Source organism: Streptomyces hokutonensis (assembly GCF_042751305.1).
GTDB lineage: Bacteria > Actinomycetota > Actinomycetes > Streptomycetales > Streptomycetaceae > Streptomyces > Streptomyces hokutonensis_A.
The window spans coordinates 136,385-154,596 of the sequence record NZ_JBHYWD010000015.1 but is presented as its reverse complement, the minus strand read 5'-3'; the positions used below and the strand labels follow the sequence as shown (position 1 = coordinate 154,596).

At 69.4% G+C, this 18,212-nt stretch carries 18 protein-coding genes; 11 read left to right on the top strand and 7 right to left on the bottom strand.

Annotation, left to right across the window (positions count from 1 at the left end; translation table 11 throughout):
• The first annotated feature begins 150 nt into the window (after positions 1 to 150).
• From ACFXC1_RS33680 to ccsB, 5 genes are all read left to right on the top strand, one after another.
• Positions 151 to 1,449: a polysaccharide deacetylase family protein gene (locus ACFXC1_RS33680; RefSeq protein ID WP_381249992.1), complete on the top strand. Its 1,299-nt coding sequence runs from the start codon at positions 151 to 153 to the stop codon at positions 1,447 to 1,449.
• A gap of 77 nt (positions 1,450 to 1,526) precedes the next feature.
• On the top strand, positions 1,527 to 2,129 hold the full coding sequence (locus ACFXC1_RS33675) for a TlpA family protein disulfide reductase (RefSeq protein ID WP_381249989.1): 603 nt from the start codon (positions 1,527 to 1,529) through the stop codon (positions 2,127 to 2,129).
• 6 nt (positions 2,130 to 2,135) lie between these two features.
• Positions 2,136 to 2,897: a cytochrome c biogenesis CcdA family protein gene (locus ACFXC1_RS33670; RefSeq protein ID WP_019075722.1), complete on the top strand. Its 762-nt coding sequence runs from the start codon at positions 2,136 to 2,138 to the stop codon at positions 2,895 to 2,897.
• Between the two features lie 3 nt (positions 2,898 to 2,900).
• Positions 2,901 to 4,637, top strand: coding sequence for a cytochrome c biogenesis protein ResB (gene resB / locus ACFXC1_RS33665; protein ID WP_381249986.1), 1,737 nt, complete (start codon positions 2,901 to 2,903; stop codon positions 4,635 to 4,637).
• Positions 4,634 to 5,716: a c-type cytochrome biogenesis protein CcsB gene (gene ccsB / locus ACFXC1_RS33660; RefSeq protein WP_381249985.1), complete on the top strand. Its 1,083-nt coding sequence runs from the start codon at positions 4,634 to 4,636 to the stop codon at positions 5,714 to 5,716. The genes resB and ccsB overlap by 4 nt, the downstream gene beginning before the upstream one ends.
• A 15-nt stretch (positions 5,717 to 5,731) precedes the next feature.
• On the opposite strand, the gene ACFXC1_RS33655 is transcribed toward ccsB, so the two are convergent.
• The 4 genes from ACFXC1_RS33655 to ACFXC1_RS33640 all read right to left on the bottom strand — a co-directional run bounded on the left by ACFXC1_RS33655 (position 5,732) and on the right by ACFXC1_RS33640 (position 10,956).
• A complete protein-coding gene (locus ACFXC1_RS33655; RefSeq protein WP_381249982.1) occupies positions 5,732 to 7,273 on the bottom strand; it encodes a type 1 periplasmic-binding domain-containing protein in 1,542 nt (513 codons plus the stop codon).
• Positions 7,270 to 9,411 (bottom strand): hypothetical protein, encoded by a 2,142-nt coding sequence (locus ACFXC1_RS33650; protein ID WP_381249979.1) that lies wholly within the window; start codon positions 9,409 to 9,411, stop codon positions 7,270 to 7,272. The genes ACFXC1_RS33655 and ACFXC1_RS33650 overlap by 4 nt, the downstream gene beginning before the upstream one ends.
• 128 nt (positions 9,412 to 9,539) lie before the next feature.
• On the bottom strand, positions 9,540 to 10,505 hold the full coding sequence (locus tag ACFXC1_RS33645; RefSeq protein WP_381249977.1) for an isopenicillin N synthase family dioxygenase: 966 nt from the start codon (positions 10,503 to 10,505) through the stop codon (positions 9,540 to 9,542).
• The gene (locus ACFXC1_RS33640; protein WP_381249975.1) at positions 10,498 to 10,956 is read right to left on the bottom strand and encodes a nucleoside deaminase; all 459 of its coding nucleotides are present in this window, start codon (positions 10,954 to 10,956) and stop codon (positions 10,498 to 10,500) included. The genes ACFXC1_RS33645 and ACFXC1_RS33640 overlap by 8 nt, the downstream gene beginning before the upstream one ends.
• Before the next feature lie 100 nt (positions 10,957 to 11,056).
• On the opposite strand from ACFXC1_RS33640, the gene ACFXC1_RS33635 reads away from it, so the two are divergent.
• Positions 11,057 to 12,316 (top strand): PucR family transcriptional regulator, encoded by a 1,260-nt coding sequence (locus ACFXC1_RS33635; RefSeq protein ID WP_381249972.1) that lies wholly within the window; start codon positions 11,057 to 11,059, stop codon positions 12,314 to 12,316.
• Positions 12,317 to 12,654: 338 nt separating this feature from the next.
• Here the strand turns inward: ACFXC1_RS33635 and ACFXC1_RS33630 are convergent, their stop codons facing one another.
• Positions 12,655 to 13,575, bottom strand: a complete 921-nt coding sequence (locus tag ACFXC1_RS33630) for a transglutaminase-like domain-containing protein (protein WP_381249969.1) — start codon at positions 13,573 to 13,575, stop codon at positions 12,655 to 12,657.
• Positions 13,576 to 13,813: 238 nt separating this feature from the next.
• On the opposite strand from ACFXC1_RS33630, the gene ACFXC1_RS33625 reads away from it, so the two are divergent.
• Together ACFXC1_RS33625 and ACFXC1_RS33620 are read left to right on the top strand one after the other, a co-directional pair.
• Positions 13,814 to 14,308 carry a sigma-70 family RNA polymerase sigma factor gene (locus ACFXC1_RS33625; protein WP_381249966.1) on the top strand — a complete coding sequence of 165 codons (495 nt, stop codon included), beginning with the start codon at positions 13,814 to 13,816 and terminating at the stop codon, positions 14,306 to 14,308.
• The gene (locus ACFXC1_RS33620; protein ID WP_381249964.1) at positions 14,305 to 14,973 is read left to right on the top strand and encodes a hypothetical protein; all 669 of its coding nucleotides are present in this window, start codon (positions 14,305 to 14,307) and stop codon (positions 14,971 to 14,973) included. The genes ACFXC1_RS33625 and ACFXC1_RS33620 overlap by 4 nt, the downstream gene beginning before the upstream one ends.
• Before the next feature lie 76 nt (positions 14,974 to 15,049).
• Here ACFXC1_RS33620 and ACFXC1_RS33615 read toward each other — a convergent pair whose 3' ends face one another.
• A complete protein-coding gene (locus tag ACFXC1_RS33615; RefSeq protein WP_381249961.1) occupies positions 15,050 to 15,679 on the bottom strand; it encodes a DUF7848 domain-containing protein in 630 nt (209 codons plus the stop codon).
• 117 nt (positions 15,680 to 15,796) lie between these two features.
• On the opposite strand from ACFXC1_RS33615, the gene ACFXC1_RS33610 reads away from it, so the two are divergent.
• Together ACFXC1_RS33610 and ACFXC1_RS33605 are read left to right on the top strand one after the other, a co-directional pair.
• Positions 15,797 to 16,744, top strand: a complete 948-nt coding sequence (locus tag ACFXC1_RS33610) for a helix-turn-helix domain-containing protein (protein WP_381249958.1) — start codon at positions 15,797 to 15,799, stop codon at positions 16,742 to 16,744.
• Positions 16,707 to 16,820, top strand: coding sequence for a DUF397 domain-containing protein (locus ACFXC1_RS33605; RefSeq protein ID WP_381250201.1), 114 nt, complete (start codon positions 16,707 to 16,709; stop codon positions 16,818 to 16,820). Before ACFXC1_RS33610 ends, ACFXC1_RS33605 begins: the two co-directional genes overlap by 38 nt.
• A 77-nt stretch (positions 16,821 to 16,897) precedes the next feature.
• Here ACFXC1_RS33605 and ACFXC1_RS33600 read toward each other — a convergent pair whose 3' ends face one another.
• Positions 16,898 to 17,356 carry a MarR family winged helix-turn-helix transcriptional regulator gene (locus tag ACFXC1_RS33600; RefSeq protein WP_381249955.1) on the bottom strand — a complete coding sequence of 153 codons (459 nt, stop codon included), beginning with the start codon at positions 17,354 to 17,356 and terminating at the stop codon, positions 16,898 to 16,900.
• A gap of 116 nt (positions 17,357 to 17,472) precedes the next feature.
• Here ACFXC1_RS33600 and ACFXC1_RS33595 point away from each other — a divergent pair, with 116 nt between their 5' ends.
• Positions 17,473 to 18,156, top strand: coding sequence for a hypothetical protein (locus tag ACFXC1_RS33595; RefSeq protein ID WP_381249953.1), 684 nt, complete (start codon positions 17,473 to 17,475; stop codon positions 18,154 to 18,156).
• Positions 18,157 to 18,212: the final 56 nt, after the last annotated feature.

Sequence of the window (18,212 nt, the reverse complement as noted above, 5' to 3'; positions counted from 1 at the left end):
CGACCGACAACGCCTGACCGCTCGTCAAGGTAAGAGTCACGGACAGTCCTGTGACATTTGTTTCGGAACCCAGATGGTTCCCGGCGAACTTTCCCGTCCGTCGCGTCCTCTCACAGGTAGACCACAGAGGACGCGACGGATGGGGAAGCAATGCGGAGTCTCACTCGACGAGGAGCGCTCGGAGTCGGTGCCGGCGCCGCGGCAGCCGTAGGACTCGCGGGGTGCGGCACGCTCGGTTCGGACGGGTCGAAGGGGTCGAGCCCTTCCACCGGTTCGGGCAAGGGCCACTCCGGCGGTCCCACCAAGTCCATGGAACCCCGGGCCAAGCCCATCGGTGACGGCTCCACCTCCTTCACCGGCACCCAGCCCAAGCAGCCCACGAAGCCCGTGCCGCTGGAGGCCGGGCAGACCCCGCCGCAGTTCGTGATCTTCTCCTGGGACGGCGCGGGCGAGGTCGGCAACGGACTCTTCCCCCGCTTCCTCGACCTCGCCAAGCAGCACGGCGCGAGCATGACCTTCTTCCTCTCCGGCATCTATCTGCTGCCCGAGTCGAAGAAGCGCCTGTACAACCCGCCGAACAACCCGCGCGGCGCCTCCGACATCGGCTACCTCACCGACGAACACGTCAAGGCGACCCTCACCAACGTCCGCCGCGCGTGGCTCGAGGGCCACGAGATAGGCACCCACTTCAACGGCCACTTCTGCTCCGGCTACGGCACCGTCGCCAACTGGACGCCCCAGCAGTGGCGCAGCGAGATCGACCAGGCCAAGTCCTTCGTCAAGGAGTGGCGCACCAACACCGGCTGGCACGACCTGCCGGCCCTGCCCTTCGACTACGACAAGGAACTCGTCGGCGGCCGTACGCCCTGTCTCCTGGGCCAGAACCAGCTGCTGCCCACCGCCCGTTCGCTCGGCTGGCGCTACGACGCCTCCTCGCCCGGCGGCCGGCAGGTCTGGCCCGACAAGAAGAACGGCGTGTGGGACTTCCCCCTCCAGGCCGTCCCCTTCCCCGGGCACAGCTTCGAGGTCCTCTCGATGGACTACAACATGCTGGCCAACCAGTCGGTCAACTCCACCAACGCGCCCGCCTACAACTACCCGGGCTGGCGTACCCAGGCCGCGCAGGCCTACATCTCCGGCTTCCAGCGGGCGTACGAGACCAACCGCGCGCCCTTCTTCATCGGCAACCACTTCGAGCACTGGAACGGCGGCATCTACATGGACGCCGTCGAGCAGGCCTTCAAGCACATCGCGGCGGAGAAGGAGAAGGGCGCCGACGTCCGCATGGTCTCCTTCAAGCAGTTCACCGACTGGATCGACGTGCAGAAGCCCGAGGTGCTCGCCAAGCTGCGCGGCCTCGACGTCGGCCAGGCGCCGGCCGGCGGCTGGAAGTCGTACCTGGCCGCGAGCCCCACCGCCTCTTCCACGGCCACCGGAGACGCCGCCTGAAATGCGGGTTTCCGCCCGCCGGGCGCCCTTGAGGGGGGCGCGCAAGATCCTCAGAACGGGCATGCGAAACTTTTCACATGAGTGCCGCCAGTCGCGCCCGTAGCCGCGCCGTCCTGTCGACCGCCGGCGTTGCCGTCGCCGCGTTGGTGCTTTCCGCGTGCAGCTCCGGAGGAACCTCCGGAGGCTCCGGCAACACCAACTTCATCACCGGCTCCGACGGCATCGCGACCGTCAAGAAGGGCGACCGCCAGGCCGCCCCCGACCTGTCCGGCAAGACCATCGACGGCAGGACGATCGACACCGCCGACTACAAGGGCAAGGTCGTCGTCGTCAACGTGTGGGGTTCCTGGTGCTCCCCGTGCCGCGCCGAGGCGGACAACCTCGTCCAGGTCGCCAAGGCCACCGCGGGCAAGGGCGTCCAGTTCGTCGGCCTCAACACCCGCGACACCAGCACCGAACCGGCCGTGGCCTTCGAGAAGAAGTACGCCGTCCCGTACCCCAGCCTGTACGACCCGACGGGCAAGCTGATGCTCCGGTTCAAGAAGGGCACGCTCAACCCGCAGGCCATCCCCTCCACGATCGTCATCGACCGGGACGGGAAGATCGCGGCGCGCGCACTCCAGGCACTCAGCGAGGAGAAGCTGCGCGAGATGCTCGACCCGGTCATCGCGGAGAAGTGAGCCGACGTGCTGCTCGCCGCCGTTACCGAGCCCAACACCACGGTCAGCCACGGGGCCTTGCTGCTCGCGCTGCCGATCGCCGTCCTCGGCGGACTCGTCTCCTTCTTCTCGCCGTGCGTCCTGCCGCTCGTCCCCGGCTACCTCTCCTACGTCACGGGAGTCACCGGCACCGACCTCGGTGACGCCCGGCGCGGGCGGATGGTCGCGGGCGCCTCTCTCTTCGTCCTCGGCTTCACCGTCGTGTTCGTGTCCGGCGGCGCCCTGTTCGGCTTCTTCGGGCAGACGCTCCAGGAGAACAAGGACGTCCTCAGCAAGATCCTCGGCGTGCTCATGATCCTCATGGGTGTGTTCTTCATGGGGATGATGCCCTGGCTCACCCAGCGCGAGTTCCGGTTCCACAAGCGGCCGGCCACCGGGCTCATAGGAGCTCCGCTGCTCGGCGCGCTCTTCGGGATCGGCTGGACCCCGTGCATCGGTCCGACCCTGGCGTCGGTGCAGGCCCTCTCGATGGACCAGTCGAGTGCCGGTCGCGGCGCCATACTGACCGTCGCGTACTGTCTCGGCCTGGGTGTCCCCTTCGTCCTCACCGCGGTCGCGTTCCGCAAGGCCCTCGGTGCCTTCGGCTGGGTCAAGCGGCACTACGTCTGGGTGATGCGCGTCGGCGGCACCATGATGATCGTGACCGGCGTGCTGCTGCTCACCGGCGCCTGGGACGCGCTGGTGCAGGACATGCAGAGCTGGTCCGACGGCTTCACTGTAGGGATCTGATCGATGAGCAAGACGACCACCGACACGTCCGCCGCCGAGGAACAGGACCTCGGCGCGGCCGGCTCCCAGCTCTCCACCGCCCCCGTCGAGACCGCCATGCCCGGCTCCTTCGGCGGCAACCGCGCCCCCGGTGTCACCGGCTGGCTCGCCTGGACCGGCCGTGAGGTGCTCGGCTGGGCGCGCTGGTTCTGGCGGCAGCTGACCTCGATGCGGGTCGCGCTGATGCTGCTGTTCCTGCTGTCGCTCGGTGCGGTCCCCGGCTCGCTGATCCCGCAGTCCGGCACCGACGCGCTGAAGGTGTCCGAGTTCCAGGCCGCGCACAAGACGCTCGGCCCGATCTACCAGAAGCTCGGCCTCTTCCACGTCTACGGCTCCGCCTGGTTCGGCGCGATCTACGTCCTCCTCTTCGTCTCCCTCATCGGCTGCATCATCCCGCGCACCTGGCAGTTCGTCGGCCAGCTCCGCGGTCGGCCGCCGGGTGCGCCCAAGCGCCTCAACCGCCTTCCCGCGTACGCCACCTGGCGCACCGCCGCCGAGCCGGACGAGGTCCGGGAAGTCGCCCTCCAGGTGCTCAAGAAGCGGCGCTTCCGGGCCCACGTCGCCGGAGACGCCGTAGCCGCCGAGAAGGGCTATCTGCGGGAGACCGGCAACCTGCTCTTCCACCTCGCGCTGATCGTGATGCTGATCGCCTTCGCCTGGGGCCAGCTCTTCAAGTCCGAGGGCGACAAACTGATCGTCGAGGGCGACGGCTTCTCCAACACCCTCACCCAGTACGACGACTTCAAGTCCGGCAACCTCTTCAGCGACGACGACCTCGTCCCCTTCAGCTTCAACCTGAAGAACTTCGTCGGCACCTACGAGCGCACCGGCCCCAACCGGGGCACCCCGCGCACCTTCCAGGCCGACATCACCTACAGCCTCGGCGCCTACGGCAAGGCCAAGAAGCACACCATCAAGGTCAACGAGCCGCTGGAGATCGGCGACTCGAAGGTTTACCTCGTCAGCCACGGCTACGCCCCCGTCGTCACCGTCCGGGACGGCAAGGGCAAGGTGGTCTTCCACCAGGCCGTGCCGATGCTGCCGATCGACTCCAACGTCACCTCGCAGGGCGCGATCAAGGTCCTCGACGGCTACAAGAACGCCCAGGGCGTCACCGAACAGCTCGGCTTCGCCGCCGTGTTCGTGCCGACGTACGCCAAGAGCAGCGGCACGATGTTCTCCCAGTACCCGGGCCTGGACTACCCGGTGCTCAACGTCACCGGCTACCACGGCGACCTGGGCGTCAACTCGGGCATCCCGCAGAACGTGTACCAGCTGGAGACCAAGAACCTGAAGCAGTTCAAGGACTCCAAGGGCAACATCCTCAAGCAACAGCTGCTGCCCGGCGAGACGATGACCCTGCCGAACGGCGCCGGGTCGATCACCTTCGACAAGCAGATCAAGGAATGGGCGGGCTTCCAGGTCGTCCAGCAGCCCGGCACCGACTGGGCGCTGGCCGGCGCGCTCACCGCCATCTTCGGTCTGGCCGGCTCCCTGTTCATCCAGCGCCGCCGCGTCTGGGTGCGTGCCACCACCGGCGACGACGGGACCACCGTCGTCGAGATGGCCGGGCTCGGCCGCAGCGAGTCCGCGAAACTCCCCGAGGAACTCGGCGACCTGGCGGCACTCGTGCACGACCGGGCCCCGACGAAGACCGACGACGAACCCTCCGTACCCCCCGAAGGGGCTGAGCAGCAGTGAATCTCGCCGCCGCCACCAACGAACACCTCGCCAACGTCAGCAACACGCTGATCTACTCCTCGATGGCCGTCTACACCCTGGCCTTCCTGGCGTACATCGCCGAGTGGACCTTCGGCAGCCGCAGCAAGATCGGCCGTACGGCCGCCGCGCTGACCGGTGCCGCCGCGAAGAAGGCGGCCGCGCCCGCCGTCACCGTGCAGACCGCGGGCGGCACCGCCGTCCTGGAGCGGCCGAAGGTCGTCGTCCGGGCCGCGTCCGGCTCGCGCGACGTGCCGGACGGTCCCGGCGCGCACGGCGGCGACGAACAGGGCGACCTCTACGGCCGTATCGCCGTGTCCCTGACGGTGCTCGCGTTCCTCGTCGAGCTGAGCGGTGTCCTCGCCCGCGCGGCCTCGGTGGAGCGGGCGCCCTGGGGCAACATGTACGAGTTCAACATCACCTTCTCCACGGTCGCCGTCGGCGTGTACCTCACGCTGCTGCTGCTCAGGAAGAACGTGCGCTGGCTCGGCCTGTTCCTGGTCACCACGGTCCTCCTCGATCTCGGTATCGCCGTCACTGTCTTGTACACCGCCAGCGACCAGTTGGTTCCCGCCCTCCACTCGTACTGGCTGTACATCCACGTCTCGACGGCGATCATCTGCGGCGCGGTCTTCTACGTGGGCGCGGTGGGCACGCTGCTCTACCTCTTCAAGGACAGTTACGAGAACAAGCTCGCCAACGGCGGCACTCCCGGCACCTTCGCCACCTCCGTGATGGAGCGGCTGCCCGCCTCCGCGAACCTCGACAAGTTCTCCTACCGCGTCAACGCGGCCGTCTTCCCCCTCTGGACGTTCACGATCATCGCGGGCGCCATCTGGGCCGAGTCCGCGTGGGGCCGCTACTGGGGCTGGGACCCGAAGGAGACCTGGGCGTTCATCACCTGGGTCGCCTACGCCTGCTACCTGCACGCCCGCGCCACGGCCGGCTGGAAGGGCCGCAAGGCCGCCTACCTGGCCCTGATCGCCTTCGGCTGCTGGCTGTTCAACTACTACGGCGTCAACATCTTCGTCGGCGGCAAGCACTCCTACGCCGGCGTCTGACGTCCCTCACGGCGCCTAGGCCGGCGGCAGGCACTCCTTCGACGGGGGCCTGCCCTCCGGCCAGGCGAGTTTCACGAAGCGGGCGGTGCCCTTCGGGGTGAGTTCGACGATCGGTACGGCTTTGTCGTACGGGTTGCCGTGGACGTCCAGGCAGATCCAGCCGCTCGCCCCGCTCACCCGCAACGAGCCCTTGACCTGCGGCCATTGGAGGCCGACGTCGGACAGGGGCGGGATTTTCTGCTGGTTCGGGGTGGCCTCGCGGACGCCGTGGACGGCGAGTTGCATCGCGTCGTAGGCGATGATCGACTGCCCGTCGGCGAGGGCGACCGTGCCGATCGGGCCGACCGGTGCGGCCTTGGCGGCGGCGAGCAGTTTGTCGAGTTCCGCCGAGCCCTGGGCCGAACCCCCGGTCGCCGGGGCGTTCTTGAGCCAGGCGTCGGGGTGGGCGAGCGCGGTGTAGCGGACCGAGACCCCGTGCTGGAGGGCACTGGCGTCGAGCTGGCTGTCGCCGGTCAGGTACGAGCCCTCGTCGCCGGTGAGCACCGTGAACTTCCGTGACTGGCAGCCGCGGCGGCCCAACGCGTTGATGAACTGGCGCAGTTGGGTGTGGCGCCCGGCGAAGAACACCGTGTCCAGCTTCGCGTCCGTGTCGCAGACGAGGTCGGTGATCTGCCGGAAGGTGTTGGGCGTGCTGCCCTCCTGGCTGCGGTCCGCGGGCGGGGTGAACGGCCAGGAGCCGTACGGCGATCCCTTCAGCAGCGTGGTGAAGGCCTGCTGCAGTGTCTTCGTGTACGGGTCGCCCGGCTTGTCGTAGACCAGCAGCGCGCGGTCCGCCGTCACCTTGGCGAAGGAGGCCAGTGCGCGGGCCTCGTCGGTGTTGGTGGGGGAGACCCGGGCGAGACCGGGGTAAGGGTCCTTGCCCCGCTGCCCGTTGGCGAGGTCGTCGGCGGTGATGGAGGAGCCGACCACCGGGATGCCGCGCCGGGTCAGCTCCGCCACGGCCTTCTTGTTGTTGTCGGTGCTCATCCCTATCCCGGTGACCGCCCGCAGCCGGTCCGACGACTTCGTCATCGCCACGATCCGGTCGACCGCCTGCTCCCAATGGGCGCCCGTGGCACCGGGGTTGGCGAGCACCAGCCGGATGAACGGCGTCTCGCCGTTGTTGTCGTGATTGGCCGCGTACTGCGCGAGATAGGCGCCCTGCAACTCGTGCAGTACGTCGTTCATCGTGTCGGTGTCGGTCGCGGTGAACGGCTCGAAGAGCGCGACCGAGACATACGTCCCCGCCTTCAGCCTGCTGTTCTCACGCGCCACCGCCCTGACCGTGTCGGCGAGCCGCCGCCGGCCGAAGTCGAACGCAGACGTCGACACCCCCACGCACTCGTCGCTGCCCTCGGGACGGGCCACCCCGGCCGCGCAGGACCGGTCCTCGCGCAGCGCCGTACGGACCAGCACGACCAGGCCGGCGACCAGGACGGCAGCCACCACCAGGGCCGTGTACCGGTAGACCGGGATGGTCCGGATCTCCTCGAACAGCTCGCGCAGCCGTCGCCTCACCGCAGCCCCCCGCTTCCGTCGTCGCCGTCCGCCCCCGCGGGCACCCGCAGCGCACGCCCCGCCAACGCGTCCTCCGGCCACCGCTGCGCGGCCCGGTACAGCAGCTCGCTGCCCGCCGGCCAGACGGTCGACAGCTGCTCCAGATCGAAGTGCATCCGGTCCGCGACCTCCCCGTCCGGCAGCACCAGCGGATCCGTCACCTGCCACACCGCGTGCAGCAGCCGCCGTACCGTCAGATGCAGGACCGGGTCCACGCCCTCCGGCGGCCGCTCCGCCGCGTCCGTACGGGCGAGCGCGACGGCCTTGCGGTGGTCGCCGGCCGCGCCGATGTCCCGGCCGTGCGGATCGTGCGCGTGGTAGTAGGGCGCGGCGGTCACGAAGAGCAGCGTCTCCAGCCAGGCCCGCGGCGGGATGAGACGGAAGTTGTCCCGCAGGTACTCCACCGCGTCCGCCGTGTCGCCGAGCGCGAGTTCGTGGTGCAGCCGGTAGCGGGCGCGGGCCGGGGCGTCCGGGCTGCCGGGCAGCCCCTCGTAGTGCGAGAGCAGCGAACGGTGCACGGCCCGCCACCGCCCGTGGTCCGCGTCGTCCAGATGCAGCCGCAGCAGGAGCAGCGTGCGGAGAAACGGATCGCCCACGAAATAGCCCGCAGCCGGCGGCAGCCCCTCCGAAGTGAGCTGCGTGCGCAGCCGGTTGACCCCCGACGCGCCGAAACTGTCCCGCAGCCGCCGCCCCTGGGCCAGCGCCCGCGCCGACTCCCCGTCGTGCGCGGTGGCCAGCACCGCCAGCTCCTCCGCGACCCCGGGAGCCACCAGCCGGTCCAGCAACTCCCGGTACACGGGCCGCGGATCACTCGCCACGTCACCCTCCGGCTTCAGCCCGGCGGTCAGCAGCTCCCCCGGACTCACGGCCCCCGCCGGCCGGGTCTGCCGTACCGCCTCCCCGAGCAGCGCCGCACCCAGCGGACTGCCCGCCGTCAACCGGTGGATGGCGTACGGCAGTTGGGGTGGCACCTCGACCCGGATCGGCTCGGCCGCGCACACGTCCGCGATCACCCGCCGCGTCTCCTCCGGAGTCAGCGGCGGCAGCGTCACCAGCAGGGCCCGCGAGGACGGCGAAGCCCCCGGCACCCAGCCGCTCGCCCGCCCCACCTCCGGCAGCGGATGACGCACCGCGTCCGGCAGATCGGGATGCCGGTCACCGCGCAGCGCGGCGAAGAAGGCCACCTGGTCGCCGACACCGTCCGAACGTTCCTTCAGTACGGCCTTCATCAGCCCGGGACCCGGCCCCGACTGCACGTTGTCGATCAGGACGACCGGCCGCCCGACCCGGCGCATCCGCTCCCACCGCCGCCGGTAGGTGTCGCCCAGGTCGGCCAGCAGCGCGCGCAGCAGCCAGCGTTCCGCGTCCGTGCGGGAGGTGCCGTCGGCGCGGAAGTCGCGAGCGATCTCGATCAGCCCGCGCTTGGGGTCGCCGCTCGCGCCCGGATAGTCGCGATACCAGTCGGCGCCCGCCTTCAGCAGCCCGTTCGGCGTCCACACCAGGTCGAAGAGGGTGTCGAGGGTCGCCTCGATGAAGGCCTGGCCGACCGGACCGGTACCCGACACGTTGGCGATCAGCCGGGAGGCCACCTTGGTCGCCCAGCCCTGCGCGATCACGGACCAGCGCCGGGCCGGATCGCTCAGCAGCAGGATCCGGCGGGCCTCCTCACGGGCACTGTCCTCGTCCCGGGCGTCCCAGCCGGTGGCGCACACCGCGAGCAGCCCGGCCTCCAGGCGCGGGAAGTCGATGGCGCCGGCGCCGTGCACCACCGGCTCCCGCAGTTGCTCCGCGATCGTGGTCAGCGCCTGCCACACCGGCGACCAGGTCGCGGCGGGCCGCCCGTCCGGCAGCCTGGTCAGCCGGTCGGCCTCGCAGTCGATCAGCGCGACCGGCGTGTGCTCGCGGTACGCGGTCCGCAACTCGGCCAGCACCGTGCTCTTGCCGAGCCCGCGCGCGCCCGCGAGCACCACGAAGGGCGGTTCCGGGTGTTCGTACGGCGAGGTGAGCAGCTGGTAGGGGCGCAGCCCGGTCAGGCGCGAGGCGAGACCGGGCGGCTGTGCCTCGAACAGCGCCCCGCGGCCGTGCAGCCCTCTACCCACCGCATCTCCCCCTGAGCGGTCGCCCGGCACACCGGAACCTGTCTATCAACACCAGGGTAAATAGGGGGAGTTGGTTCGGACTAGGTCACGTGGTGTCCGTTGGGTTACGAAAATGTCGGAACAGGGGCCTATTCGACGGTGATCGAGTCCAGCTTCTCCCGCAGATAGACATGCGAGTCGACGGCCTCGTACGCCACCCGCCCGACCGGCGCGGGCACCGACTCCACCGGCGTGCCCGGCGTGCACTCGCCGAAGTACACCAGCGACATCAGCTCCTCGGCGGGCGCGTCGGCGGGCGGCGGCAGCACCCGGTGCCGCCCCGAACGCCACCGGTCACCGGTCCAACGGGCCATCAGATCACCGATGTTGATGGTGAACGCGTCCGGATCGAACGGCGCGTCCTCCCATCCGCCCTCGTCGGTGAAGACCTGAAGTCCCCCCTTCCCGGCCTGCCGGTCGAGGATCGTCACCGTCCCGAAGTCGGTGTGCGGCCCGATCCGGAACTGCCCCGGCTCCGGCTCCCCGACGACCTCCACGCCCGGATACCAGTTGATGTTGAACCCGTACGTCGGATGGTCCATGTGCCGCGAGAAGAAGTCGGGTTCGAGCCCGAGCGCCTCCCCGAGCAGCGACAGCAGCTGCTTCTCCAGCTCGCCCATCCGGTCGAGGTACTCCTCGCAGAGCTCCTGGAGCCCCGGGATCTCCGTCGGCCACACGTTCGGCGCGTACCACTCGGCGTTGATCACCGGGTCCTCGAACGGCCGGTGCGTGGCGAAGGTCAGCGACTCCTTCAGATCCGGCGGGGTCTCGGTCCCCTCCGAGTACCCGTTGGCCTCGGCGCCGGGCCCGAGCCACCCGCGCCCGCCGACCTTGGCGGAGTAGGGCTCTTTGAGGTTTGTCGGCAATGCGAAGAAGGCGCGCGCGGCCTCCCGGATCCGGGACCGCAGCGCCGGATCGACACCATGCCCGGTGACGAGCAGGAACCCGGCCGTCTGGAGGGCATTGTCGACGGTACGGGCGATGTCCTTACGGGTCTCCTCGTCCCCGTCGATCCAGGGACGGAGATCAATGGTCGGAATACGGGGCTCAGTCACCGATGTCCTCGTTCCAGAGTGCCGGGTTGTTCTTGATGAAGTCGCGCATCAGCTGGGTGCACTCGGCGTCGTCGAGCAGAACGATCTCCACACCGTGCTCGGCGAGCCAGTCGTGCCCGCCGTGGAAGGTGGCGGCCTCACCGACGACGACCCGCGAGATCCCGAACTGGCGGACCAGCCCGCTGCAGTACCAGCACGGCGAGAGGGTCGTCACCATGGTCGTCCCGCGGTACGACCGCTGCCGCCCCGCCGCCCGGAAGGCGGCCGTCTCCGCGTGCATCGAGGGGTCGTCGTCCTGGACGCGCCGGTTGTGGCCGCGCCCCAGCAGGGTGCCGTCGGCGCCGTAGAGCGCGGCACCGATCGGGATGCCGCCCTCGCCGAGCCCGGCGCGGGCCTCCTCGACGGCGGTGGCGAGCCAGGCGCTCGCCTGTGCCTGATCCAAAGGCTTCATGTGCTCACTCTCCAGTGGCCGAAACACGAGGGCAACGTGCGGAAAGTACTCTCCCCGCAACCCGTACCCGGACGAACTGTCCGCGCCTCTGGAGGTTCCCGTGCCCGCACTCACCCTCCGCGAGGTCCTGGCCCTCGACCCGGTCCGCGCCTCCGAGCCCGAACTCCTCGCCGGCGAGGCCGCCCTCGACCGCCCCGTGCGCTGGGTCCACTCCAGCGAGGTCTACGAGGGCGCGAACTTCCTCGACGGCGGCGAACTCCTCCTCACCAACGGCTTCGGTCTCACCGACACGGACGCCGAGATCCGCCGCCGCTATGTCCGCGAGCTGGCGGCCCGGGGCGCGTCCGGCCTGGCGGTGGAGATCGGCCGCTCCCTGCCCACGATGCCGCCGGAGGTCACGGACGAGGCCCGCCGCCTCGGCCTTCCCCTCCTGGCCCTCCACCGGGTCGTCCCCTTCGTACGGATCACCGAGGCCGCCAACCGGGCGATCGTCGCCCGTGGCCTGTCCGGCCGCTCCGTCGTACGGCCGTGGGGCGACGACCACACCGCCGCCTTGCTGGCCGACCTCGCGGACCGGGCCGCGCTGAACCAGCCGGAGGTCGAGGCACGGTCCGCACTCGCCGGCTTCCACCCCAGCCCCGGCGCCCGCCTGATCGGTGTCTCGGTCCACGGCACGCGCGAGGTCTCCTCCGTCGACCGGGCGGTACGGCTGCTGGGCGGGGCGAGCGTGCTGCGGGCGGCGTTTCCGGGGGACGTACTGGCGCTGCTGGCGCTGTCCGGCTCGGTCTCGGGCGACCCGATCCGCGCTGTCCAGGAGGCCTTCCGTACGGCCGCCGATCCCGGGCTGACGGTCGCGGTCGGGCACGTGGTCGACGCGGGCAGTGGCTGGCTCCGCTGGAGCGACACCCTGCGGGCGGCCCGTACGACCCTGGAACTCGCGCTGACGGTCCCGGCCGCCGAACCCGCCGCACCGGAAGGCCCGTTGGTGACCTCCGCGCGGGCGCTCGCACTGGAACGGGAGCTGACGCGGGGCGGTGTGGACGCGAACCGCGACCGCCTGGCCCGTTTGGTTCAGCACGCGCTGGGCCCGCTGCTGGCGTGGGAGGCGGCACACCCCAGCGACCTGGTGCGCACGCTGGAGGTACACCTACGACACGGCTGCTCACCCACCCGCACGGCGGCCCTGCTGCACATAGGCCGCCAGTCGCTCTACCAACGCCTCGAACGCATCGAGTCGTTGCTCGGCCTGGAGATCGACGACCCCGATCTGCTGGGGGAGCTGCTGGCGGCGGTGTGCGCGCATCGGGTGGTGCGGGGGATGGGAGCGACTCAGGTGCGGGGGCTGCGGACCGTGGCCTAGTGGCCCGTTCCGGAAGTCCTTGCCCTCACCAGCATGCCGAAGATACTGCGAGCTCTGGTAAGGGGCTTTTGGGCGCTTGATCGCCGCATCGGAGGCAATCGACCGCCAACCCGTTTCGAGCGCTTTGCCGCGCGCCACCCCTTGGCCCTGGCTGTCACAATCGGTTTGTTCTACCCCGCGCTGATTGCCGGGCCCCCTGGCCGACAGACCGTGGACGTCGAGGTGGGGATCGTCGGCGGCGCTCTCCTCGGCCTGATGTGCTACTTGACAGCGATCTACGAGCGGGCCCGTCAGCGACGCTTGATTCGGCAAGGCATCTGGGAGCCCACCCCGCCGTCTTAGTGGCGCAGGGTGACTTGGCTGGGCCCGTTGAAGGGGGCGTAGCAGGTCACCGTGGGTGGGGTGCGCAGGATGTCGTTCTCGGCGAACAGTTTCCGTACGGCGTCGAAGGAGACCTCGCCGCTGACGACCGGGGCGACACGGTCGTAGAAGAGGCGTGACGGCTCCGGCAACGGCTCGCCGGGCTTGCCCTCGTCCTCGCTCCACACATCCCAGAGCAGGGTCTCGACCTTGTTGAGGGCGGCGAGGTCGAGGCGGATGTTGCCCGCGACGAACCGCTCGCCCCAGAACGGCCCTTCCTCCGGCGGATGCAGTCCGAAGGTCGCCGGGTCGGCTCCGCCCGTACGGATGGCCTGCCAGGCCTCGCCCGCGACGAGGAAACGGTCGCGGGGCACGTCCATCGGGTCGAAGTCGATGTTCCAGTGGTCCGTGATGACGGGGTCGGTGAGCTGGGAGTCGGCGAGGAGCCAGCCGCGGTCGTCGTGCCAGTACTCGGTGACGACGTGATCGCTGTGGAAGCGGTCGGAGGTGTTCTCTGTGAAGTAGTCGGCGAAGCCCGAGCGGATACGGGCCGGGATGCCCAGGTGCCGCAGGAACGAGCAGTGCAGCAGCGAGAAGTCCCGGCAGATCCCGACGAACCGGTCGCCTGGTGCGCGTCTTCGGTCGAGCGGGGCGTCGTTCCGGTCGACGAGTATGCGGAGGATGTCGTCGATGTAGCGGGTCTCGGCGTCGTTGTGCAGGCGGTCGGTGGGGTGGGTGTGGTCGTAGAAACCGGCCTCCAGGCGGTGGATGAGTAAGTCGCGGGTGATGAGGGCGAGTTGGGCGGGGTCGGGTGGGAGGTCGGTGTAGAGGTGGGCGAGGGTGCCGGGAGTGGAGTACGTGCTCTGGGTGGCGTAGAAGGTGCGGGAGTCGAGGGGCATGACACCGAACCGTGTCAAAATTCGCCCCGGATTGTCCAGAGTTCAGGGATGGGACTTCACAAGTCACCGTTGGGCCACTCGCTTCTTTGTCAGTGTCGGGCCGTGGAAGCCCGACACTGGCAGAGAAGCGGGCGGCCCGACGTTCACGTATCAGCACGCGTCCACTCCACCGCCCCCCCCTGGGCCACCCTCGACATCCCCGAGTAAGCGAATCCCGACCCCGGCGCGTATAGGGAGTGTGAAGGAGCTGGAGTTCGCGGAGTTCTACAGCAGTAGCCGGGACGTGTGCCTCAGGGCCGTGCTCGCCGGTGTGGGGGAGCGGCAGCTCGCCGAGGATCTGGTGGCCGAGGCGTTCACCCGGGCATGGGTGGCCTGGCCGAAAGTCGGGCGGCATCCGGCGCCCCGGGCATGGGTCGTGCGTACGGCATTCAACGCGCGTGTCTCGTGGTGGCGGCGGAGACGGCGCGAGGTGGCCCTCGCCCTCGATGATGCCGGGCACGACCTGGCCGGACCCGCGGTCGCCGAGGCCGGCCTCGACCCCGCGCTGCTCGTCCTGCTGCGCCAACTGCCGCGCCGTCAGCGGGAGGTGATCGCCTTCCGGGTCTTCCTCGACCTCGACACCGAGGCGACGGCAAAGGCCCTCGGGATCGCGCCCGGCACCGTCACCGCCCACCTGTCACGGGCCGTCGCGACCCTGCGCGGCCATCTCGTCACCCCGGAGGCCGGACCATGACCGAACACGACACGGACGTAACCGACGTACTCGACGCGCTGCGGACCTCGTTCGCCGACGTCACTCTCGACACCCCCGTCGAGCGGATCACCGCCGCCGGACGCGCGCGGCGGAGCAGGCGGCGCGTCGTCGCCCTGGTGGGCGCGGTGGCCGTGACCGGGCTGGCGCTCGGGGTGTCCACCTACGGCAACCCGTCCACGGCACCGCCGTCGGACGAACTCGCCACCGGTGTGGGCACCGTGCACATCCACACCGCCGCCTACGCCGTCGACAGCCTCAAGAACGGTTCGGTCAGGGTGAGTTGGGACAAGCAGGCCTACTTCGACGATCACGCGGGGCTGGAGCGGGCGCTGGACGCGGCGGGGTTCCCGGTGCTCATCAAGGTGGGAGAGTTCTGCCGGGGGATCGGTGACCCCGCGACGCTGGACCGGCATGGCTCCGGGCCCGGCGTCGAGAAGGTGCGCACCGCCCACCGGGAGGCTGACGACCGGGTCGTCTTCGACTTCCATCCCGCCGCCGTGCCCAACGGGAAGCAGTTCTTCATCGGTTACCTGTCGGCCGCTCAACTGAAGATCACCGACGGTCGGCCTGGTTCCGTCGAGCGCATCGTCCCTGCGGACACAAGTCAGTTGACCTGCTCCAGCGACCTGCCGAAGTTCGGCTGACCCGAGGAGAGGGGCCAAAGAGGGGGCTCGGCGCGGAGTCGGCGTGGCAGTCTGCACGCCGGCTCCGCAGCCAGGCCTACGGCTGCGGTTCGAGCACCGCGTAGTCCGCGAAGCTGCGGCGGTAGCGGGTGTGCCGGGTCGCTTGAGTGTGGTTGCGCTGCCATTCCTCTACGGTCGTCGGGTCGCCGCACGGTCCGGACGCGGCACCGCAGTCGTCCTCGTCGCCGGAGACGCAGCGAGCCTCGTACTCCGGTTCCGCGCCCGGGTCCTGCACGATCGCGTACGGCACGAACCGGAAGATCCGCCGGTGCCGGATGTCGTGATCCCGGTGCTGGTGCCGGCGCAGCAGGACGTTCGCGTCGGTCTCGGCGGTGCCGTCACCGCGGGCGCGGGCGTCGTGCCGGAGTGCGGCGAGGTCGGCGCAGGACGCGCAGCCGGGGATGGGGGAGGGTGGCGTACCGATGTCGTAGGGCACCGAATTCCCTTCGCCGGAGCGGGAGTTGGCTGCCTTCACGCTCGCGCTCAGCCGTTCCTCCGGCGTCGCGGGACGTACGGACCCCGGGTTGGCCTCCCACTCCCGGCCGCCGCCTACGGGGCGCAGCATCGCGTAGGGGCCCGCTTTGCCTCGGTACTCACCGACCTTGTTCGTACTGGCGTCGTAAACGAGCGTTCCTTGTTCGATCCGCTTCGAGATCGGCTCAACCATGTTCACTCCGGGGCCACTTCATCACTCTGGGTGTACTGAGAGTCGCCCAGGGGAACAGTGCGTATCAATGCTTGACGCGTGCCACTGGGCCATTGCCACGGAGGGGAGGCGGGTTCTGTGACCCAGCGAAATGCGGAGGCCACGGGCGGAGTCAGTAACGCGGTGCTCTTCGGTGACCTACTCCGCTTCTATCGCGAGGCCGAGTTGCTCACTCAGGAGGCGCTGGCCAAGCAGATCCCTTGCGACCGTTCCCATGTGGCCAAGGTCGAGGCGGGGACGCGGGTTCCGCAGGAGTCGTTCGCGAAGAAGTGCGACGAAATCCTGGGCACGGGTGGGGCGTTGCTGCGCATGTGGCGCCAGATCGACTGGTATCCCGAGGTTCAGCATCCCGATTGGTTCGAGCGGCGGGCTGAGATGGATGGGCAGGCGGTCGCGCTGAGGGCCTATCAGGAGCAGGTCGTACCAGGTCTGTTGCAGACGCCCGCTTATGCGCATGCGCTGTTCAGTCGTAGGGGTACGGATGTCGATGAGGTCGAGTCGCGTGTCCGGGCTCGATTGAGCCGTCAGCCGCGATTCCTCGCCGATGACGGGCCGCTCTACATCGCTGTCCTGGACGAGAGCTGCCTGCGCAACGCGGTGGGTGGTCCGCAGGTCATGAGGGACCAGTGCGCCCATCTGCTGAGTGTCGGACGGCGTCCCAACATCCGTATCCAGGTTGCCCCTTCGGACCTCTTCGGGCTCATCCGCCCGCGTACGTCCGTGTCGTTGATCAAGCTGCCGGACGGACATGAGTGGGTGTACTCGGAGTCGCTGGACCGTGGGCATTTCAACGATGATCCGGCCCTCTTCGCGCGTCACAGTCAGGCCTATGATGTGCTCAGGGCAGACATCCTGTCAGCCCGCGAATCCGCCGCTCTGATCAGCGACGTGATGGAGGGTTACGAGCACCATGGGCAGGCACGAACTCGGCGCGGCGACCTGGATCAAGAGCAGCTACAGCGGCGACAACGGCGGCGACTGCGTAGAAATCGCCCCCGCTTTCCCCGCCGTGGTTCCGGTGCGTGACAGCAAGGTGTCCGAGGGCCCGGTACTGGTCGTCACCCGCTCCGCCTGGTCCGCGTTCACGGCGGCTCTGCGGTGACGCCCATGGATGCGCAGCAACTCGGCGCGGCGACCGTGGTCCCCGTGCGTGACACCAAGACTCCTGAGGGTTCACCGTCAGGTGACAGCGAGCAGTCGTGACATGAGGCTGACGAACTGACGTCGCTGGGCGGCTGTCAGGGGTGCCAACACGTCCTCTTGGATCTGGTCGATCACCGCGTCGAGGTCGAGGAGGGTGTCCACGCCCTGAGGCGTGATCGTCACGATGTTTCTACGCTTGTGGTCGGGGTCGACCCTGCGTTCGACGAGGCCGCGTGATTCGAGCTCGGTGAGCGCCGCGGTGACGTCGCTCCGGTCGATCCCGGTGTCGCGACCGAGGGCGGCCTGGCTCGCGGGCCCCCACTGTTCGAGTGCGGCTAGCAGCCGGTAGTGATAACTGCGCAGGCCGTTGCCCCCGGCCTCGAATCCGGCGTTGAGCAATGCCGTGGAGCGCGCGTAGGCGCGGCTGATGAGCCAGGTCGGGCGGTCCTTGAGCCGATCCGGCGTACGGCCGGGCTGAACGGGATGCGCGGGCATGCCCTCAGATTACTGATTGTGGGTGCGGCCAACAACCTCTATGTTGGATGAGCCAACATTGGACAAGCCAACACTGGCCGGGTTGGCGGCGGATCCATCACCAAGGAGATCTGACGATGAACTCCACGCCCACCGACGAACCCGATCGCGTCCTCGTGGTCGGCCGCAGCCCCAGCGTTCTCGTTGCCACGGTCGACATCCTGCGCGCCAAGGGCTACATCGCCGACGCGACCAACCAGTTCGACCATGTTCTCGACGACTACGAGGTCACCGACCTCGACGTGCTGGTCTTCGGCGGGATGGTCCCGGCCGACACCAAGCAGTACCTGCGCGGGGAAGTCTCCCGGCGCAACCCGCAGGTGACTTTCGTCCAGGGACTCGCCGGCATCGCCGGCGTCATCGCCGCCCAGGTCGAGGCCCTCACCGCTGACGAGCGACAAGACCCGGGCGGAGCCGAGATCACCTACGACGTCGTCCGCCGGTCCGTGCAACTGGCGCTCAAGGAACCCGCGCACGTGACTGTCGAGGCTCTGTGGCTCACGTCCTTCGTGCCTCCCGAGCCCAAGAGCACCTCGACGCGGGTCTTCGACGGCGATCACGGGGTCGGAGTCCACGTCATCCCGCTGCCCGACCAAGTGCCGTTCGAAGCCTCCTTCGTCACCGTCGCCGTCGACGACCTGGTCCGCGTGTTCACTGTCGGCGCGATGCCCACCGCAGTTACGCGGATGGTCCCCACCTCGGCGAACGACAAGCGACTCCCCGAAGTCGACCAGGTCACCACGAGCAGCGACGACCACTGACGCGAGTGCGGGCGGTTCAGGTTCCCGGCCCGAGCCCCGGGCCCGGATGGTGCGCG